This is a genomic window from Carboxylicivirga sp. (genome assembly GCF_982718395.1).
On the sequence record NZ_CEXQWX010000036.1, the window covers coordinates 24,449 to 42,333 of the forward strand.

Consider the following 17,885-nt stretch of genomic DNA (forward strand, 5'->3'; position numbering starts at 1 on the left):
TTTTTTTGGCATATTTGGGAATTACCATTCTTGTCAATATAAGCACAGATTACAAATCTGCGCCAGCATGAAGAGACTTGACAACCATTTACAGTTCAACAAATTAACAATTCTGCAAATCAACAACACTTTACGCATATTCTACCGCATCTTCATCTATCAACTCTTCTCCCTTAAAACGAAGAAATAACTGGGCTGTGGCCAAAACATCTTTCTCACAATAACGCGCTATCCGTTCAATGTCTCTTTCTTCATAAAAAACAGATGCCACCTGGCTACCGTCAATATCGTCTTTAGGTGACGGAATATTAAAAATAGTCGTTAACAAGTTAAGAGATGTGTAGTGCTTATAGTCACCGAACTTCCACATATCCATTGTATCCAGAAACTTCACTTCCCAAGGTTTTTTGCCAGCCACATCTAATATAAGTGGCAGCTTCACGCCATTTATCAACATACGACGGGCAATAAATGGAAAGTCGAATTCTTTAGCATTATGCCCGCATATGTTTTTATGAACATCACGGGCAAAATGATTCAGCATCTGACCAAAATCTTCGAGTAATACCTTTTCATTATCACCTGCAAAGGACTTAAGTCTGAATATTCTTCGTCCGCCTCTCGCTGAAATAATACCAACAGAAATACAAACAATCTTACCAAATTCGGCATAAATACCAGCCCTTCCATATACATCTGCCGGTGTCTGTTCTTCTTTCCTGAAGTACTCCGACTTCTTCTCCCATAAGGACTGAATTTCAGGACTAACATTATCGAAACATGATTCTTGCGGTACAGTTTCTACATCAAGAAACAAAATATCTTCTACCTTAATATTATCAAGCATAGCGGTTAATTTAGGCTGGTCAAATTCCGTTCGATAAAATGGGTAAGAATATTAATAGCAATTTTATTATTACCTCCCTGTGGTACAATCAGATCAGCATAACGCTTTGTGGGTTCTATAAATTGAAGATGACTTGGCTTGACCGTTTCGTTGTAACGTTCCAACACTTTCTCAACTGTTCTCCCTCTCTCCTGAATATCCCGTTGTATAACCCTTGATAAGCGATCATCAGCATCGGCATGGACAAATACCCTTAAATCCATCAGACTACGAAGCTGTGGATGCCCTAATATTAAGATCCCCTCAATAATAACAACATCACGTGGTATAATCTCAACCGTTTCTTCTGAGCGGGTGCAGGTAAGGTATGAGTATTGTGGCATTCGAACCGATTCTCCCGCTTTTAACTGCTCAATATGACGGGTCAACAACTCCCATTCAATGGCATTAGGATGGTCAAAGTTTATTTTTTGTCTCTCTTCCAAAGGCAAATGTCTGCTATCTTTATAATATGAGTCCTGAGGCAACACAGCCACCTCTCCGTGTGGCAATTGTTCGATTATCTTTCTTACAACCGTGGTTTTACCCGAACCTGTTCCTCCTGCAATTCCTATTATGAGCATTTTATTAATTTTGCTAAAATTTTATGTCTAAAATAAGGAAATAATTTGGTAATGATTAAGCACATTGTTCTGTTTAAGTTAAAAAGCTTTGAAAATAAGGAAGAAAAAGAAACAAAACTTCTGGAGATAAAAAATGGATTATTGGCCTTGAGTAATACGGTTGAATCTTTAATATCGATTAAAGTTGGTCTTAACTGCAACGTTAATGAAGACTTTGATATTGCTTTAACAACCACCTTTGAGAGTATGGAGGGACTTGAAGCATATGCCAAACACCCTGAACATTTAGCTGTGGGAAAAATTATCAGAGAAGTATTGGAGTCAAGATCCTGCGTTGATTACGAGTTTTAAGATATCCATTAATTCCGTAAGTGGAATTTTGCTGCCTGCAGATAGCGCAGATTTTCGCTGAAATTAGTTTCATTCATTTAGGTGAATGAAAATCTGTAGGAATCAGCGGGAAAAGAAAAGGGAGTTGGGTTGCTTTTGTACTCACACGCTGACATTTACACACTGCTTATAGTCAACAGGTGAGAAGGAAGAATAAAAAAGGTGCAATTACTGCACCTTCTTTACTTTATCAGATTATATAATCAGGCATCAAGAGTCAAATACCAAACTTATTTTCAAATTGATTTACTAATTCTTCAAGGTTAACTTTAAATTCTGTCAGGAAGTTAGTAAAATACTCATCGCAACTTACCCGCGATCCATCATTAAACTCCAATTCCAGGTCAACCCACCAGGTATTCTCTTCATCATCCCTCTTGGGCACTGCTTCAACTTCTGCAATAATACTCCTGTCATCCGCATATTTAACCGTCATCAGTGCATGCGAATTTAAGGCCGCAGCATAATCCCGGGCATACTGTTCAGAACCTTCATCCAAAGCATCCAGCTTTAGCAATTCATTATATAGGTAGCCTGTGAGTGTTCTGGTTTCAATAACAATATCATGAATAAAGGACTCATTCACCACACTACTTACAGGCATATCCACCTGGCTTTCATCAATTTCCAGCTCCATGATTTCATCAATAATTGCATACGAATCACGACCAAAAGAGGAGAACCAATATCCTATAGATTCACTTTTTCCAAGATCGTAACTAAGATTATATGGCTGCGGATTAAAGGTTAATGCCAAGTCTTCATAATATCCGGCTTCAGAAAAATTTGCCTGTATGTTACCGGAAAGCGCCAGCTGATCGCCCCATTTTAAATTAAAATTCAACTTTTCGATGATCTTTTCAACTTTTGTCCCATCTTCCAGGTCATTGCCCTTATCCGGAAACTGACCATCGTATACAACAATATCATAAATCACTAACACGGCGGTATCTGCCGTCGCATCCCTTTCAACCGGAAATCTAAAGATGTATTCTGAATCATGTTCTTCATCCTTTAAAAACATACCCGTTTCCTGATCCCAGTTCCAAACACCATAACCCTCATCTAACAAAGGCTGACAATAATAAGAACTGGCAAAGGATAAGTCTATCAGCTCTTCGAAGCAACAATCTGAGCATTCGGCCTGATACATTAATTCACCTACCTTAATAACCTTTTCAACAAAGCGGCCATTACCTTCTAATACTTGTCCATTCAATTGCTGACTCATAGAATGACTGATTTGTGCAAAATCGGTTTGCCCTAATTGCAAAATTTCCTCATCAACCTTTTGCATGCTTAAGTTTAGAATCGCCTTATCTGCTTCAACCCCACGATTGCTATACATATCACCTGCCTCATCGTTAGTACACGATACAAATGATATAGAAGCAATTACCAACACTACTACTAATTCTAAATACTTCATCCGTCAATTTTCTTTCAGGTGAACACCCACCTAATTTCTTTCCTGTATATGGGACAACGAAGTGGAAGGTTACACGTATTTTTTATACTTAATAAAAAAACAGGGTAATACCGAGATTATACTTGTACAATGATTCAGAATTACAGCATCAGGTCATCCTGCCATCAGACATTAAATCTATTTAGCCGGAAAACGAGTATGATTTCAATGAAATATTGACATAATGCAACTACATCTGTCATAAGATATTCAACGATGTGCCATTATTGTCCAATACCTCGACTACACATTTCTGTGGAATTAAATTATGTGGATTTAATACGATTACACACTTTGGCGGAGCATTATTTTAGGGTCACAATTTAACTCCACACTTTGGCGGAGTGTCATTATGGAATCATAATTTGGCTTTACATATCTGCGTAATAATATTATAGGGGCATAATTTGACCGCGCACTTTTGGGGAGCATCATTATGAGGGTATAATTTGGCTGCACACTTCTGCGGAGCGTCATTATGGTGGCATAATTTGACTACTCAAATCTGCGGAATGACACTATATAGGCATAATACAACTACACACTTTGGCGGAGTGCTATTATGGGAGCATATCGAGGCTCCACATTTATTAGGAATATTATTATGCCATAAGAAAAACGCTTCACAAACTTGAATCATGTGAATCATACGCCTTATTATCAGAAAACAAAATTGATAATTATTGACAAAAGTCCGTATTTAATAGACAAACGTTATACTTTACAGTATTAAACACTCATTTATTATGATTAAGTGATGAAGAGCAATTTTTTTGTTTGTTTCATTTTATATATTTTCAGTGAACTAAATTAATTAACCTTTCACTATGATTAAACCAATCTTGTATCAGCTATTAAGCTCAGAAGAGTTTTACACACTCTGTCAACGTATAATCGAGGTAATTGAAAACTCTTCGCTCGAAGAGAATTTTAAAACTGCTATTCTTACGCGAATCAAACAACATTTTTCAGCTTTCAATGAGGCAATCCATCACCAAAAGACTAATCCTTTAACAGTCCGCTCTGGCCAATTGGATCAAAAACGTGATGGTCTATTTATTGGTTTTAGAACTTATAATGAAGCCATGAGCTATCACTGGGATGAAGAGATAAAAGCCGCAGCCGACTTTATTTTGGAGGTCATCCGTCGTCATGGCTGGTCGCTGCATCGCAAAGGTAATACGGCTCAATCAGCAAGCCTTAATTCATTATTTGGTGAATTACAGAAAGAGCCAGCAACAACGCATGTAACTAAAGCAGGCGCGGGAGAATGGCTTTCACAACTCATACAAAGCCAGCAAGAATATCAAACCATAAGTGTACAACGCGAAGAATTGGATGCCGTAGAGAAACCTACTATTGTATCAACTCGCAAGAAAGTATATAATGATCTACAATCAACTTTGAATTATATGGATAGCCAGGCATCATTTAATTCGAATGTAGAATTAGATGATACCATTGGAACGATTAACGAAGTTATTACAAGTGTTACATCCAGTGCGAAGGCACGCAGGACTCGCCAGGAGTCAGAAGAAATTAACGATTGATTAGTTTGATTCGTTCATCATTTTGTGAAAATGAGGTGGGGGCTGTTCTTTTATGAGGTTAAGGACAGCCCTTTCTTTTAAATTCAATCCCCCCGAAAACACTCTTATTGAATAATCTTTTTGTAGCCCCCTTCGCCAAGGGGGAAAGCCTCTTTATACAAAAGAACTTTGGAAAAAAATAAAAGATTCTGTTATGGAATGCATCTTTATTTGCATTATGGATATTAAAGATGCAATCCATAGAAATTCCAAATTAAGTTGGATTTAACTCTACCATGATAGGTTTTGTATTTTCCAGTAAAAACGGAAAGTGTGTTATTACACAAAATTCAATCCCCCGAAAATATTCTAATTGAATACTCTTTCTGAGATCAGCGGTTAAATTGAAAAGAATTTGGCATTGCTAATGTTATCTCAGATTTGTAATCTGTGACTCAAAGAATAACCAACTATTGTGCTCAGTGCACCGGGCAAGCTCAAAGAGACCCACAAGCATTCAAATCTCTGACTACACAGACATTACCTTTTCCAAAGTTTTGGAACTTTGGAAAAGGTAAAGCATTCTGTTACGGATCGCATCTTTATTTGCATTACGGTTATAAAGATGCGATCCGTATTTGCCCCAAAAGAAAAAAGTCACTCCAACCGGAATGACTCTCATCTATAACAACCCTATTTACTCAGCATCTGCTGAAATAATAGTTTTTAATCTTCCATTAAGAACTCATGTACATTTTTAGCCGCTTCGCGACCTTTAGCTATGGCCGTCACAACTAAACTGGCTCCGCTGGCCGCATCTCCGGCCGCAAACACATTATCTTTGCTGGTTTGATAGTTATCACCAACTTTAATATTACCACGGGCGTCCAGATCTAAACCAAATTCGTTTACGAGGCCTTCATGCACAGGGCTTACAAAACCCATCGACAATAAAACCAATTCAGCATCCATGATGTAAGTTGTTTCTGGCTTCTCAGTCATCTGCCACTGTCCCTTATCATCTTTGTTCCACTCAACCTCAACCAACTCAACTTGCTTTAACTGACCTTTTTCACCAATAAAGCGCTTGGTATTCAAACTCCACTTACGTTCACAACCTTCGGCGTGTGATGTAGAAGTTTTGAGGGTATTGGGCCAGTAAGGCCATGGGTTACCTGCTCCTCGTTTGGCGGGTGGCTTTGGTAATATCTCTATCTGGGTAACACTTTTTGCATTCTGACGGTTAGATGTACCTACACAGTCGCTTCCTGTATCTCCACCACCAATCACTAATACATTTTTACCTTTGGCATATATTTGCTGACCATTGGTATAAACTTCACCCCGGTTAATTTTATTCTGCTGCTTTAGAAAATCCATTGCAAAATGAACTCCATGTAAGTCGCGACCTTCAACCGGTAAGTCACGAGGCTTCATCGCTCCAATGGTTAAGATCACAGCATCGTATTCTTTCATCAGCTCTTCACCTTTTACATCTTCACCAACGGTTACGTTGGTTTTAAAGATGATGCCTTCCTGTTCGAAGATGATAATACGACGATCAATAACCTTTTTATTCAGTTTAAAATCAGGAATACCATAACGTAACAATCCGCCAACGGCGTCATCCTTTTCAAATACAGTTACTTCATGTCCTGCCTGATTCAGCAAATCAGCTACCGACAATCCTGCCGGACCTGAACCTACTACAGCTACTTTTTTACCTGTTCGGTGTGCCGGAACACGTGGTTGAATATACCCTTCACTAAAGGCACGTTCAACTACCGAACATTCATTTTCACGAATGGTTACTGCCTCATCATGAATGGCCAACACACACGATTTCTCACATGGATTCGGACAAATACGACCTGTAAATTCAGGGAAGCTATTGGTTGAATGTAATATTTCACTGGCTAACTTCCACTCTCCTTTATAAACAGCATCCTGCCATTCGGGTATCTTACTTCCGACCGGACATGCCCAGTGACAAAACGGGATGCCGCAATCCATACAACGCGACGCCTGGATGGTACGATCGGCAACATTAAGTGTTTGTTCTACTTCACCGTAGTCATCAACACGCTCAGTCACCGGGCGATAGCCTCCTTCTTTACGCCCATATTTTATAAAACCTTTTGGATCTGCCATAATCTTCAGTTTTAAAGAAACCGGGGTGGCTCCTTTGAGCCTTTTTCACTCATTCTCCTAAATCCCCGATTTTCTTTCTGTTAAAGCCATTAGCTTTTGGCTTATAGCTAATGGCAAATATTTTTTTCTTCTCTATAATATCTGCCTGTCTTCTGGTATAACCATCAGACCCGCAATGTTCGTTATTCCTACTCTCTAAGGTGTGGTGCATCCTCTGTTTCACGAAGCTTTTGCTCCAACTCTTTAATCTTCTGCTCCTGCAACACTTTCTTATATTCAAACGGAATCACTTTCACAAACTTCGGCAGATAGGTAGTCCAGTTTACCAAAATCTCCTGGGCCTTATTACTATTAGTATGCAACAAGTGCTTATTCAACATGAACTGAAGCTCCTGAACATCTGCTGCATCTTCAACTGGTGTTAAATCAACCAGTCCTTTGTTGCAATAATAGTCCAGGTTACCTGATTCGTCCAGTACATAAGCAATACCTCCACTCATACCAGCGGCGAAGTTACGACCTGTTGGCCCCAGTACAGCTACCCGACCTCCAGTCATATATTCACAACAGTGGTCACCTACACCCTCAACAACGGCATGTGCTCCTGAGTTACGAACTGCAAAACGTTCACCTGCTACTCCGCGGACATAAAGGAATCCACTGGTTGCTCCGTATAACACAGTATTACCAATAATGATATTTTCTTCCGGCTTAAAGGTTGTTCCCAATGGTGGAACAACAATTACTTTACCACCGGATAAACCTTTGCCCAGGTAATCGTTAGCATCTCCTTCAAGGCGGAAACTTACACCTTTTGTTAAGAAAGCTCCGAAACTCTGACCCGCTGAACCATGGAAGGTACAGTTGATGGTATTCTTCGGTAAACCAGCTTCGCCATATATCTTAGATACTTCACCCGACAACATAGCTCCTACCGTACGGTCTGTGTTAATTATCTCGCTGGCCATCCATACTTTCTGCTGGTTAATCAGCGCAGGTTGCGCTTGTTTGATCAGGCTACGATCCAACACTTCTTCCAGCTTATGATCTTGCTCGGTTGTGTTACGAATCGGATATTTTTTACCCTCTTTTGGGAAATATAACAGGCGACTCAAATCAACACCTGTGGACTTCCAATTGGCCACTTCTTTATTTTGATCTAACAGGTCTGTACGACCAATAATCTCATCCAATGATTTATATCCAAGTTCAGCTAAATATTCACGTACTTCCTCTGCGATAAAATTGAAGAAGTTAACCACATATTTATATTTACCTATAAAGCGCTTTCTTAAGTCTTCGTCTTGAGTGGCTATACCTGCCGGACACGTATTCAAATGACACTTACGCATCATCACACATCCAAGAGTCACCAATGCAGAAGTAGCAAAACCATATTCCTCAGCACCTAATAAGGCCATTTTAATCACATCGAGACCTGTCTTTAGCTGACCATCTGTTTGCAGTTTCACACGCCCCCGAAGGTTGTTCATCACTAGTGTCTGCTGTGTCTCAGATAAACCAATCTCAACCGGTAATCCGGCATGCTTGATGGAGCTGGTCGGGCTCGCACCTGTACCACCTTCAGTACCGCTGATTACAATTAAATCGGCATGTGCTTTAGCCACACCGGCAGCAACTGTACCAACTCCATTTTCCGATACTAACTTCACACTCACACGTGCGGAAGGATTGGTACTCTTCAAATCATATATTAGCTGAGCCAAATCCTCAATCGAATAAATATCGTGGTGCGGCGGTGGTGAAATTAAAGTAATACCTGGCGTTGAATTACGCAGGCGCGCAATAATCTTATCTACTTTAAAGCCTGGCAACTGACCACCTTCACCTGGCTTGGCTCCTTGTGCTATTTTAATCTGCAGCTCATCTGCATTGGTCAGGTAATTATTGGTTACACCAAAACGCCCTGAAGCAATTTGCTTGATGGAGCTTCGTGCCGGACTCTTAAAACGCTCAGCGTCCTCACCACCTTCACCGGTATTGCTTCGGCCTCCAACTGCATTCATCGCCAAGGCCATGGCCTCGTGGGCTTCTTTCGAGATCGAACCATAAGACATCGCTCCGGTAACAAAACGCTTCATAATTTCGGAAGCTGGCTCTACCTCACTGATATTAATTGGCTTCTGTTTCTTAAGCTTCATCAAGCCACGGATAAACAACGGTGTTTGGTTATCCTTATTAACCTGACTACTATATTCTTTATATTTATTATAATCTCCTTCTGAAGTAGCCCATTGAAGCAATCCAATTGTTTCGGGGTTCCAACCGTGTTTTTCACCATATTTACGGTACGAGTAACTACCTTTTGTATCAAATGGATTACTTTGGAAAGCCGGCTTAAAGGCTTTTTTATGATCCAGAATACTTTCTTTGGCAATTTCTTCCAAACCAACACCACCAATTTTAGTTGGTGTTCCGATAAAATATTTATTCACTACATCCTCAGACACACCGATGGCTTCAAAAATTTGAGCACCATGGTATGAACGAAGTGTACTAATACCCATTTTTGATAAGACTTTCAATAAGCCCTTATCCACTGCTTTGATGTAATTCTCCCTTGCAGAGGCATAATCCATATCAATTTTACCTTCTTTCACCATCTCATTGATGGCAGCAAAACATACATAAGGGTTAATTACACTAGCACCAAAACCAAGTAATAAGGCAAAGTGCATCACTTCACGAGCTTCACCGGTTTCAACAACCAGTCCAACCTGCATACGCTTTTTTGCCTTAATCAGGTGGTGATGCGTTGCAGCAACAGCCAGTAAAGAAGGAACAGGTGCATGGTTTTCATCTATATCACGATCACTCAGGATAATATAATTCATACCATCATCTACAGCTTTTTCAGCCGCCTTGCAGATATTTTCGATTGCTTCTTCTAAACCAGCTCCACCTTTATCAACCGGAAACATCATTGGAATCTTTACGTGCGTAAATTCTTCACGCATGTAATCCTTAATCTTTCCAAGGTCGGTATTCGTCATTAAAGGACTCTCGAACTTGATGGAACGACACTGCGATGGTTCTTCGCGTAACAGGTTTTTAGAAACAGAACCAATATAATTAGTTAATGCCATTACCAAACCTTCGCGAATCGGGTCAATTGGCGGGTTCGTTACCTGAGCAAACAACTGACGGAAATAAGAGAAAAACCTTTGAGGCTTGTCAGATAACACCGCTATTGGCGTATCATTGCCCATTGAACCAATTGGCTCTCCACCAGTTTTGGCCATTGGCGCAATAATTTGCTCAAAATCCTCACGGTTGTAACCAAAGGCTTTTAAATAAGCATCGTATTTTTCACCCAATCCTGATGGCACACGTTGCTGAACTTCAATTTCGCGCATGCGAATACGGTTCTCATTCAACCAGTTGCCATATGGATGACGCTTCGACAGTTGTGATTTTATTTCTTCATCAGGAATTATTACTCCTAACTGGGTATCTACCAAGAGAAGTTTACCAGGCTTCAATCGTCCTTTCTCTTTAATTTCTTCAGCAGGAAAAACCTGACATCCAACCTCTGAACCCATCACAATCATATCATCCTTAGTGATGACATAACGTGAAGGACGCAAACCATTTCTATCAAGAGTTCCTCCAACATAACGTCCATCAGAGAAAACAATTGATGCAGGTCCATCCCAAGGCTCCATAATTGTTGAGTGATACTCGTAATAGGCCTTTAAACTTTTTGGTATCGGGTTTTTACTATTCCACGATTCAGGAACCAACATACTCAAGGCATGTGGCAATGAACGACCTGTTAGGAACAAGAATTCCAATACATTGTCCAAAGAGGCCGAATCACTCATATTAGGTGTGATAACCGGGAATAATTTCTTTAAGTCATCACCAAACAAATCTGATTCTAAGAGACTCTCTCTTGCCTGCATCCACAAACGGTTACCTTTAATGGTATTGATCTCCCCGTTATGGGCCATAATACGGAATGGCTGTGCCAAATCCCAGGTTGGGAATGTATTGGTACTAAAACGCGAGTGCACCAACGAGATGGCACTTTTCACCCGGCTATCTTTAAGATCCAGAAAATACTGACCTAACTGTGCCGGTGTAAGCATACCTTTATATATAAATATCTTAGAGGATAAACTTGGAAGATAAAATGCTTCCTTCTCTTTCAAGTCTGATTCTCTGATTGCGTTTTCTGCTTGCTTACGTGCTAAATACAAACGACGCTCAAGCGCATCCTGTTCGTAATTACCCTTAACAAACACCTGCATAATTTTCGGTTCAGTACCTTTGGCTATCTCACCAATCACATCGCTATCAACAGGCACATCTCTGTAACCTATCAACTCAAGTCCTTCTGTAACAAAAAACTTATCAAGCGTTTGCTGACAAAAAGCCGCCTCTTTCTCGTCCTGAGGTAAGAACACCAATCCCGTACCATATTTACCAGCCATTGGTAAATTAAAACCAAACGTGGTATAATACTCATGAGGTATCTGCATAAGAATACCAGCACCATCTCCGGATTTATTATCTGAACTTTCGGCTCCACGGTGAGTCATATTTGTAAGCACCTCCAAGCCTCTCATCACTATCTCATTGGACTGTTGCCCCTTTATATTGGCTACAAATCCTATCCCACAATTGTCACGTTCGTTAGCAGGGTCATACAACCCCTGAGGATTTGGAAATCGTTTTGTCATACTGTTTTGTTTTAGAGAAAAATCTAATATTACCCCCTTCGTAAGGATTCTCATTCTCGTTGCTGGATCGGATGAATTACTTGCAACATCTTCTTTCTATCTGAAAGTCTTATTTGTATTTTGCATTATAATTCGAAAGCAAAAATAGAATTTTCAATTATATATACCAAGTAATCATGACGAAAGGTGTACTTTTTTATGACTTTTGACATGTTTTTACTATCGCATATTTATTCCTATTGAATGCATATTTATTCATTAATAATTGTTTCACAACTACTTAGGGGTATATTTATACATACACCAAATTAATCATCTTGCTTTTCACTTTTTCACATTATTCAATCCCTTATCCCAATTAATGGTTAGAATTAATAAAGTCCTTCACCCACATCGTTCCTTTTTGACAGGTTAATGCATCAACATTAGCTGAGTAGGACTATTTTATTGGACACTTAACTACAATCCTACGTAATTTTAATTGCACCCCTTATTGAGACCACCCATAACTTTCATTTTTTTCACTTTTCACAAAAATACCCCTTATTCAAATGGGGTGTAAATATTAAATTTCATCACATTTTAAACTTTACCCCTATTTTATTTGGGGGTTAAATTATTTTTTATCTATGTTTGTATCGTCAACCTATAAAAAAACAGAGGGTACCAATTGATAAAATGCATTTTTTAAGGTCGACCCCCCCAATCAACAAGATGTAAGAGCAAATATTAACTATTAACCGTTATTCGATGAAAAGGATTTTTTTGATTTTGGGATTAGGCTTGGCATTAACCACCACAAATGCACAAGAGAGTAAAAAGGGAAGCTTTGATGTTTCGGCTGACCTTGTTTCAAGGTATGTTTTCAGGGGAGTTGACTATGGTAATTCGCCGGCATTTCAACCAACAATAGAATATTCAAATGGCGGGTTCGCTATCGGAGCATGGGGAAGCTATGCTTTTTCAAGCTCTTCCTCCGGAGCCGATGCTTTTCAGGAAGCTGATTTATATGCTTCATATTCATTTGACTTTGGACTAAGCTTAGGAATTACTGATTATTATTATCCGGGCAGTAGTTGGTTTGAGTTGGATGATGAAATATCAAGCCATGCTATTGAATTAAACGCTGGTTACGACATTGGGAACTTCAGTTTTGCGGGCAATATGGCACTGAACGACTCAAGAGCAGGTGCAGGTGAGGAGAATGGAGTCGTTTACTTTGAGGCCGGTTATGCCTTAAAAAATTTCAGCTTCTTTATTGGAGGCGGTGACGGCTGGCATGTAGTCAGCGGTGAGAAGGGAGACTTTCAAATAGTAAATATTGGCATTAGTACTGAAAAAGAGATCAAAATCACTGATTCATTTTCTATTCCAATGTTCGGGATGGTATTCGTCAATCCCAACAGTGAATTTTATGACATCGTTGTCGGGGTCTCATTTTAATAACACACTCAAACCAAATCTATAAAAGAAAATAAGAGTAGTCTACCAATAATTAAGTAATGTCCTATTGACTTAAACCTTTATCGCCATCACAGGCTACTCTTATTTTTCACTAAAACGAAGCCTATGAGTAACCAAACTGCATGTTATTGCAAAGGTTACTGAAAAGAAATATTAACAACAAACATCAAAGACAATGAAGAAAATTGAAGCCATTATTCGATTATCTCGATTTGAAGCTGTAAAAAAAGCACTTGAAGAACAAGATATTACATTCTTCTCTTACTGGGATGTAAGAGGGACCGGCGTTGCTCGCGAAGGACACCTATATCGTGGAACACTATATGATACCAGCATCATTGAGAGACGTATTCTTTCAATAATTGTTCGTGATGAAAATATGGACAAGACTATTGAAGCCATTATTAATGCAGCCAAGACTGGTGAAATAGGAGATGGCAGAATCTTCATTTCCGATGTGGCCGATACCTATCGTATTCGCACTGGTGAATCGGGGCCGGAAACACTTTATGAGAAATAATTGAATCGAAATCTTACAAAAAAATCAGAATTATGGATGCAAATGGTGCTTTAGATATATTATGGGTCTTACTGGCCGGTATTTTAGTATTTTTTATGCAGGCAGGCTTTGCCATGGTGGAAGCGGGATTTACACGCGCAAAGAATGTGGGTAATATAATTATGAAGAACTTCATGGACTTTTCAATTGGTTCATTGATGTTCTGGATTATTGGTTATAGTATCATGTACGGAGGTGAAGGTGCTTTTTTGGGAGCTTTTGACTTCTTTTATAATGATGGTACTGATCTTCACAACTTATTTTTCCAGACGGTGTTTGCAGCAACAGCTGCCACTATCGTTTCAGGTGCAATGGCTGAGCGTACCAAGTTTAGCACATACCTGTTATTCTCGTTAATTATTACAGTTGTCATTTATCCTATCTCAGGTCATTGGGTTTGGGGCGGTGGCTGGCTCAGCGGTATGGGCTTTCACGACTTTGCAGGTTCAACAGTTGTTCATTCTGTTGGTGGATGGGCTGCTTTAGCTGGTGCATGGACAATTGGTCCTCGAATTGGTAAATACAATGGTCAGGCAAATGCTATCCCAGGTCACAACATGGTATTGGGAGCATTGGGTGTATTTATTCTATGGCTTGGATGGTTCGGTTTTAATCCGGGTTCGCAATTAGCCATCAGTGGAGATAATGCCAATGCAGTTGCATTAATTGTTATTACTACCAACCTGGCTGCTGCCGCAGGTGCAGTTGTAACCATGTTTGTCACCTGGTTCCGTTATAAAAAACCAGACTTATCAATGACTTTAAACGGTGCGTTAGCCGGACTTGTTGGAATTACAGCCGGATGCGATATTGTAACACCTGCAGGAGCTGTTGCCATTGGTGCCATTGCCGGATTAGTTGTTGTCTTCTCCGTTGAATTCATCGATAAAAAACTAAAAGTAGATGATCCTGTAGGCGCTATTTCTGTTCACGGAGTTTGTGGTGCAGTAGGTACTTTACTGGTTGGATTATTTGCAACAGACGGTGGTGTTTTCTATGGTGGTGGTTTTTCTCTTCTCGGAGTACAAGCCCTCGGTGTATTATCAATTGGAGCCTGGGCCTTTGGTGTTGGATTGATTCTTTTCAGAACACTGAAAGCAACAATGGGTCTTCGTGTATCAGAACAGGAAGAAAGAGATGGCCTTGACATTCACGAGCACGGCCAAAGCTCTTACAATTATTAATCAAACTACTGGGTATTCTGATGAATCATTCCAGCATACCCAATCTGATATAACAAGTTGCGTTGTTTTATTTATATTGAAAAGTAATGGTCTATACGAACGGTGTATAGACCATTCTTTTTTTTATCAACTGAAGAATTCATTATGAATCGATTCAATAGCTAAATCCCGGTCATCTTTAGCAACCATAAAATAACTGGCCACTGCTGAAGCTCCTGATACAATCATTTGTACGTTGATGCTTTTCTTTGCCAAAGACATAAATAAACGTCCTGCAACTCCAGGTCTGTCAAGCAGTCCTTCGCCAACAACTGCAATAGTTGATATCTGTTCTGTGGCAATCAGTTCAGTAATAGCAGAAAGCTCCAGATCTTCTACCACTTTATAAGCTCGTTTGATATCTTTTGCAGAAAGTAACAGGTTAATTACAATTTGAGATGTTATTACGGACTTGATGTTAATTCCTGCTTTGTCAAGTGCTACGGTCGCTTTTGCCAATACTCCCTTTTTTAGTCCAACGCCTGCTCCGCGTAGTTTTAATATACCAAAATCATCGCTGTAAGTAACACTTTTAATAATGCATTCAGTTACTGTTTCGGTTCCATGAACTATAGTTCGTGGGTCAACACTTCCTTCAAATGCATCAATGTTACCTATGTGGATAGGAATACCAACTTCTTTCAGCGGCTCTACAGTACGAGGATGCAGGATACTTGCGCCAAAATAAGATAACTCAGCAGCCTCTGCATACGATAGATATTTAATACGTTTGGGTGATTCAACCAATTTCGGATCGGCACTCATAAAGCCATTGACATCCTTCCATACATCCAAAGATTCCGCTTCCAGACATCGCGCAATTGCTGCTGCTGAATAATCACTGCCCCCTCTTCCTAATAAGGTCACTTTTCCCTGTTCCGACACTCCATAAAATCCGGGAACAACATATATTTTATCTCTCGACAAACGTTTCTTAACATTGTCCGTCGAGACATCGAAATTAACGGTTGCGTTACCAAACTCACCATCTGTCACCAATGGCATTTGTTCAGGTAATGCTTCTTCAGCATTAATACCATGACTCTGTAATATGTGTGTCAACACTAATGAACTTAAACGCTCTCCATAGCTTAATATCACATCTTCAACAAATTCAGGGACATCACCAATATAATGAATCCCTGTGAGATAGCGGCTCAACTCTTTAATTCTTGACTGAACAGCGTTTAAGGTCTTCTCCTGCCATTCAACATCACTAAAGTTCTCAAGAATTGCCTCTTCTTTTAACTCCCGTAGGAAACGGACTAGTTTCTCAATATTTGATTCATCCGCTTTAACATCATCCATTGATTGAATTAAGTGGTTGGTTATTCCATAAAATGCCGAAACTACAATCACCATTGGACGATTGTAGGTCTTTATTACACGAACCAGTTTCTGAATATCTTCCTTCTTTTTCAGATTGGAGCCTCCAAATTTGGCTACTACTTTTTTCATCTGTTTAAATTTTATTTTCATTTGTCAGATGGAACTCTCAAGTAAATTTTAATCATGCACTTGCGTGCAACTTTTTAATTAAAATTTACGTGGTCGTTTCATGTGGTTAATTTTTGCTTTTAAGTGGTAATGGATATAATAATAGCGTCACACCGTTTATTAAAAACAGTTTTCTGACAAGATTGTCAGCCTTTTATAAGCTTGAGGTAGAAAATTTATGCCCAGCCGGGCATTCGAAAGTGAAATTTTTGCATCATACTTAATTGTTTAAATTCATCATCTTCCCATAAGGAATCAGGTTTTGGCACCTGCCATTGGTGGTTGCCAGAGGTTCTCAGAGCCTGTCTCTCCCCTCTTCTTAATAAACTCAAACATCTGCATCCAAACGACACAGATTATTGTGCAAACATAGGAGATTGGTGTTAAACTACCAAACTGATGCGAAAAGTCATTTTTAACTCCACAAATCTACATCTTCAAGCATCGACAATAAATCAGGATGCATAAATTTTATTCCCAATACGTCTTTTACCTTTTGATTACTGACAATTTTGTAGGACAAACTCCTATCTGAAAAAGAGGGAGGTTCCTGCCCTTTTAATCGGGCAGCTTTTGTGTAAAATGTTTTTCTATCGGGATGGGTATCCGCAACTCCATTAAATACCTCTCCAAAAATATCCTTTGTCAAAATCCGATCAATTATTTGTATACAATCATCCAGATGAATCAAATTCACCGGCTGATTATAACCATCAAGGCGTGTATCGGGAGTGAAAAAACGACTGGGATATCTTACTCCTCCAACCAATCCTCCAAATCTTAGGATTGTTATCTCTGGGATTGCTTTTTGAAACATTCGTTCAATATCCAATAAAGTATTTTCACTCTTGATGATTGCATCAGTATTATCCTCATTAACAATACCATTGTTTTCTTTATACACTGAAGTTGAACTAATAAAAACCACTTTAGAACTTATTACTTCGGATAAACATTCAATTAAAGGTTGATATGATTCGGTTTTGCGCATCAACTTGGATGGAGGAATATTGAGAACCTGGTAATCCGAATCAAAGAAGTCTTTAGGCAAATCCGCTTCTTTAGTTAAATCAATTAAATAGGGATCAATCTCCTTCTCTTTTAACAATTTCAATTTACTATCACTTGTTGTTGAACCCTTTACCTGCCAGCCATTTTGAGTCAAATGAGTAGCCAATGGTAGCCCCAACCAGCCACATCCCAATACACTAACTGTCTTTTTCATCATAATCCTAAAACAAGTATGTTAATGCAAAGTTTAGTATCTATCGAGGCAATTATTTTGCAGCATACGAACAAATGCTTCCGACCTCTTTATCTCCTTATAAAAAATTGATACGAATTTGTATAGATTCTTTCTTGATTTCATATCAAGGTATTCAAAGTTGAGGATCGTTTCATACACTTCGTCTTCGACTGCCAAGAATT

The 17,885-nt window shown here is 39.2% G+C and carries 12 protein-coding genes and 1 riboswitch; of the genes, 5 read left to right on the forward strand and 7 right to left on the reverse strand.

Features of this window, described 5'->3' with window-relative positions; genetic code table 11:
* Positions 1–130: 130 nt before the first annotated feature.
* Positions 131–847 carry a 3'-5' exonuclease gene (locus tag AC4MRQ_RS09025; RefSeq protein WP_491197341.1) on the reverse strand — a complete coding sequence of 239 codons (717 nt, stop codon included), beginning with the start codon at positions 845–847 and terminating at the stop codon, positions 131–133.
* 5 nt (positions 848–852) lie between these two features.
* Entirely contained in the window at positions 853–1,470 is a 618-nt protein-coding gene (gene udk, locus AC4MRQ_RS09030) for a uridine kinase (RefSeq protein ID WP_491197342.1), read from the reverse strand.
* Between the two features lie 51 nt (positions 1,471–1,521).
* Here udk and AC4MRQ_RS09035 point away from each other — a divergent pair, with 51 nt between their 5' ends.
* Complete coding sequence (locus AC4MRQ_RS09035) at positions 1,522–1,821, forward strand: Dabb family protein (protein WP_491197343.1); 300 nt, start codon at positions 1,522–1,524, stop codon at positions 1,819–1,821.
* Positions 1,822–2,077: 256 nt separating this feature from the next.
* Here AC4MRQ_RS09035 and AC4MRQ_RS09040 read toward each other — a convergent pair whose 3' ends face one another.
* A complete protein-coding gene (locus tag AC4MRQ_RS09040) occupies positions 2,078–3,289 on the reverse strand; it encodes a hypothetical protein (RefSeq protein ID WP_491197344.1) in 1,212 nt (403 codons plus the stop codon).
* A gap of 866 nt (positions 3,290–4,155) precedes the next feature.
* Between AC4MRQ_RS09040 and AC4MRQ_RS09045 the strand changes: the two genes are divergently transcribed.
* The gene (locus tag AC4MRQ_RS09045) at positions 4,156–4,878 is read left to right on the forward strand and encodes a DUF6261 family protein (RefSeq protein WP_491197345.1); all 723 of its coding nucleotides are present in this window, start codon (positions 4,156–4,158) and stop codon (positions 4,876–4,878) included.
* 705 nt (positions 4,879–5,583) lie between these two features.
* On the opposite strand, the gene AC4MRQ_RS09050 is transcribed toward AC4MRQ_RS09045, so the two are convergent.
* Both AC4MRQ_RS09050 and gltB read right to left on the reverse strand, forming a co-directional pair.
* Complete coding sequence (locus AC4MRQ_RS09050; RefSeq protein WP_491197346.1) at positions 5,584–7,008, reverse strand: glutamate synthase subunit beta; 1,425 nt, start codon at positions 7,006–7,008, stop codon at positions 5,584–5,586.
* A 188-nt stretch (positions 7,009–7,196) separates the two neighbouring features.
* Positions 7,197–11,714, reverse strand: coding sequence for a glutamate synthase large subunit (gene gltB, locus AC4MRQ_RS09055; RefSeq protein WP_491197347.1), 4,518 nt, complete (start codon positions 11,712–11,714; stop codon positions 7,197–7,199).
* A gap of 750 nt (positions 11,715–12,464) precedes the next feature.
* On the opposite strand from gltB, the gene AC4MRQ_RS09060 reads away from it, so the two are divergent.
* The 3 genes from AC4MRQ_RS09060 to AC4MRQ_RS09070 all read left to right on the forward strand — a co-directional run bounded on the left by AC4MRQ_RS09060 (position 12,465) and on the right by AC4MRQ_RS09070 (position 14,921).
* Positions 12,465–13,157 (forward strand): TorF family putative porin, encoded by a 693-nt coding sequence (locus tag AC4MRQ_RS09060; RefSeq protein WP_491197348.1) that lies wholly within the window; start codon positions 12,465–12,467, stop codon positions 13,155–13,157.
* 196 nt (positions 13,158–13,353) lie between these two features.
* Positions 13,354–13,698 carry a P-II family nitrogen regulator gene (locus AC4MRQ_RS09065; RefSeq protein ID WP_491197349.1) on the forward strand — a complete coding sequence of 115 codons (345 nt, stop codon included), beginning with the start codon at positions 13,354–13,356 and terminating at the stop codon, positions 13,696–13,698.
* A gap of 32 nt (positions 13,699–13,730) precedes the next feature.
* Complete coding sequence (locus AC4MRQ_RS09070; protein WP_491197350.1) at positions 13,731–14,921, forward strand: ammonium transporter; 1,191 nt, start codon at positions 13,731–13,733, stop codon at positions 14,919–14,921.
* Between the two features lie 126 nt (positions 14,922–15,047).
* On the opposite strand, the gene AC4MRQ_RS09075 is transcribed toward AC4MRQ_RS09070, so the two are convergent.
* Both AC4MRQ_RS09075 and AC4MRQ_RS09080 read right to left on the reverse strand, forming a co-directional pair.
* Positions 15,048–16,418, reverse strand: a complete 1,371-nt coding sequence (locus AC4MRQ_RS09075) for an aspartate kinase (RefSeq protein WP_491197351.1) — start codon at positions 16,416–16,418, stop codon at positions 15,048–15,050.
* Positions 16,419–16,688: 270 nt separating this feature from the next.
* Positions 16,689–16,786, reverse strand: a riboswitch (SAM riboswitch).
* A gap of 86 nt (positions 16,787–16,872) precedes the next feature.
* A complete protein-coding gene (locus AC4MRQ_RS09080) occupies positions 16,873–17,685 on the reverse strand; it encodes a Rossmann-fold NAD(P)-binding domain-containing protein (protein ID WP_491197352.1) in 813 nt (270 codons plus the stop codon).
* Positions 17,686–17,885 lie beyond the last annotated feature (200 nt).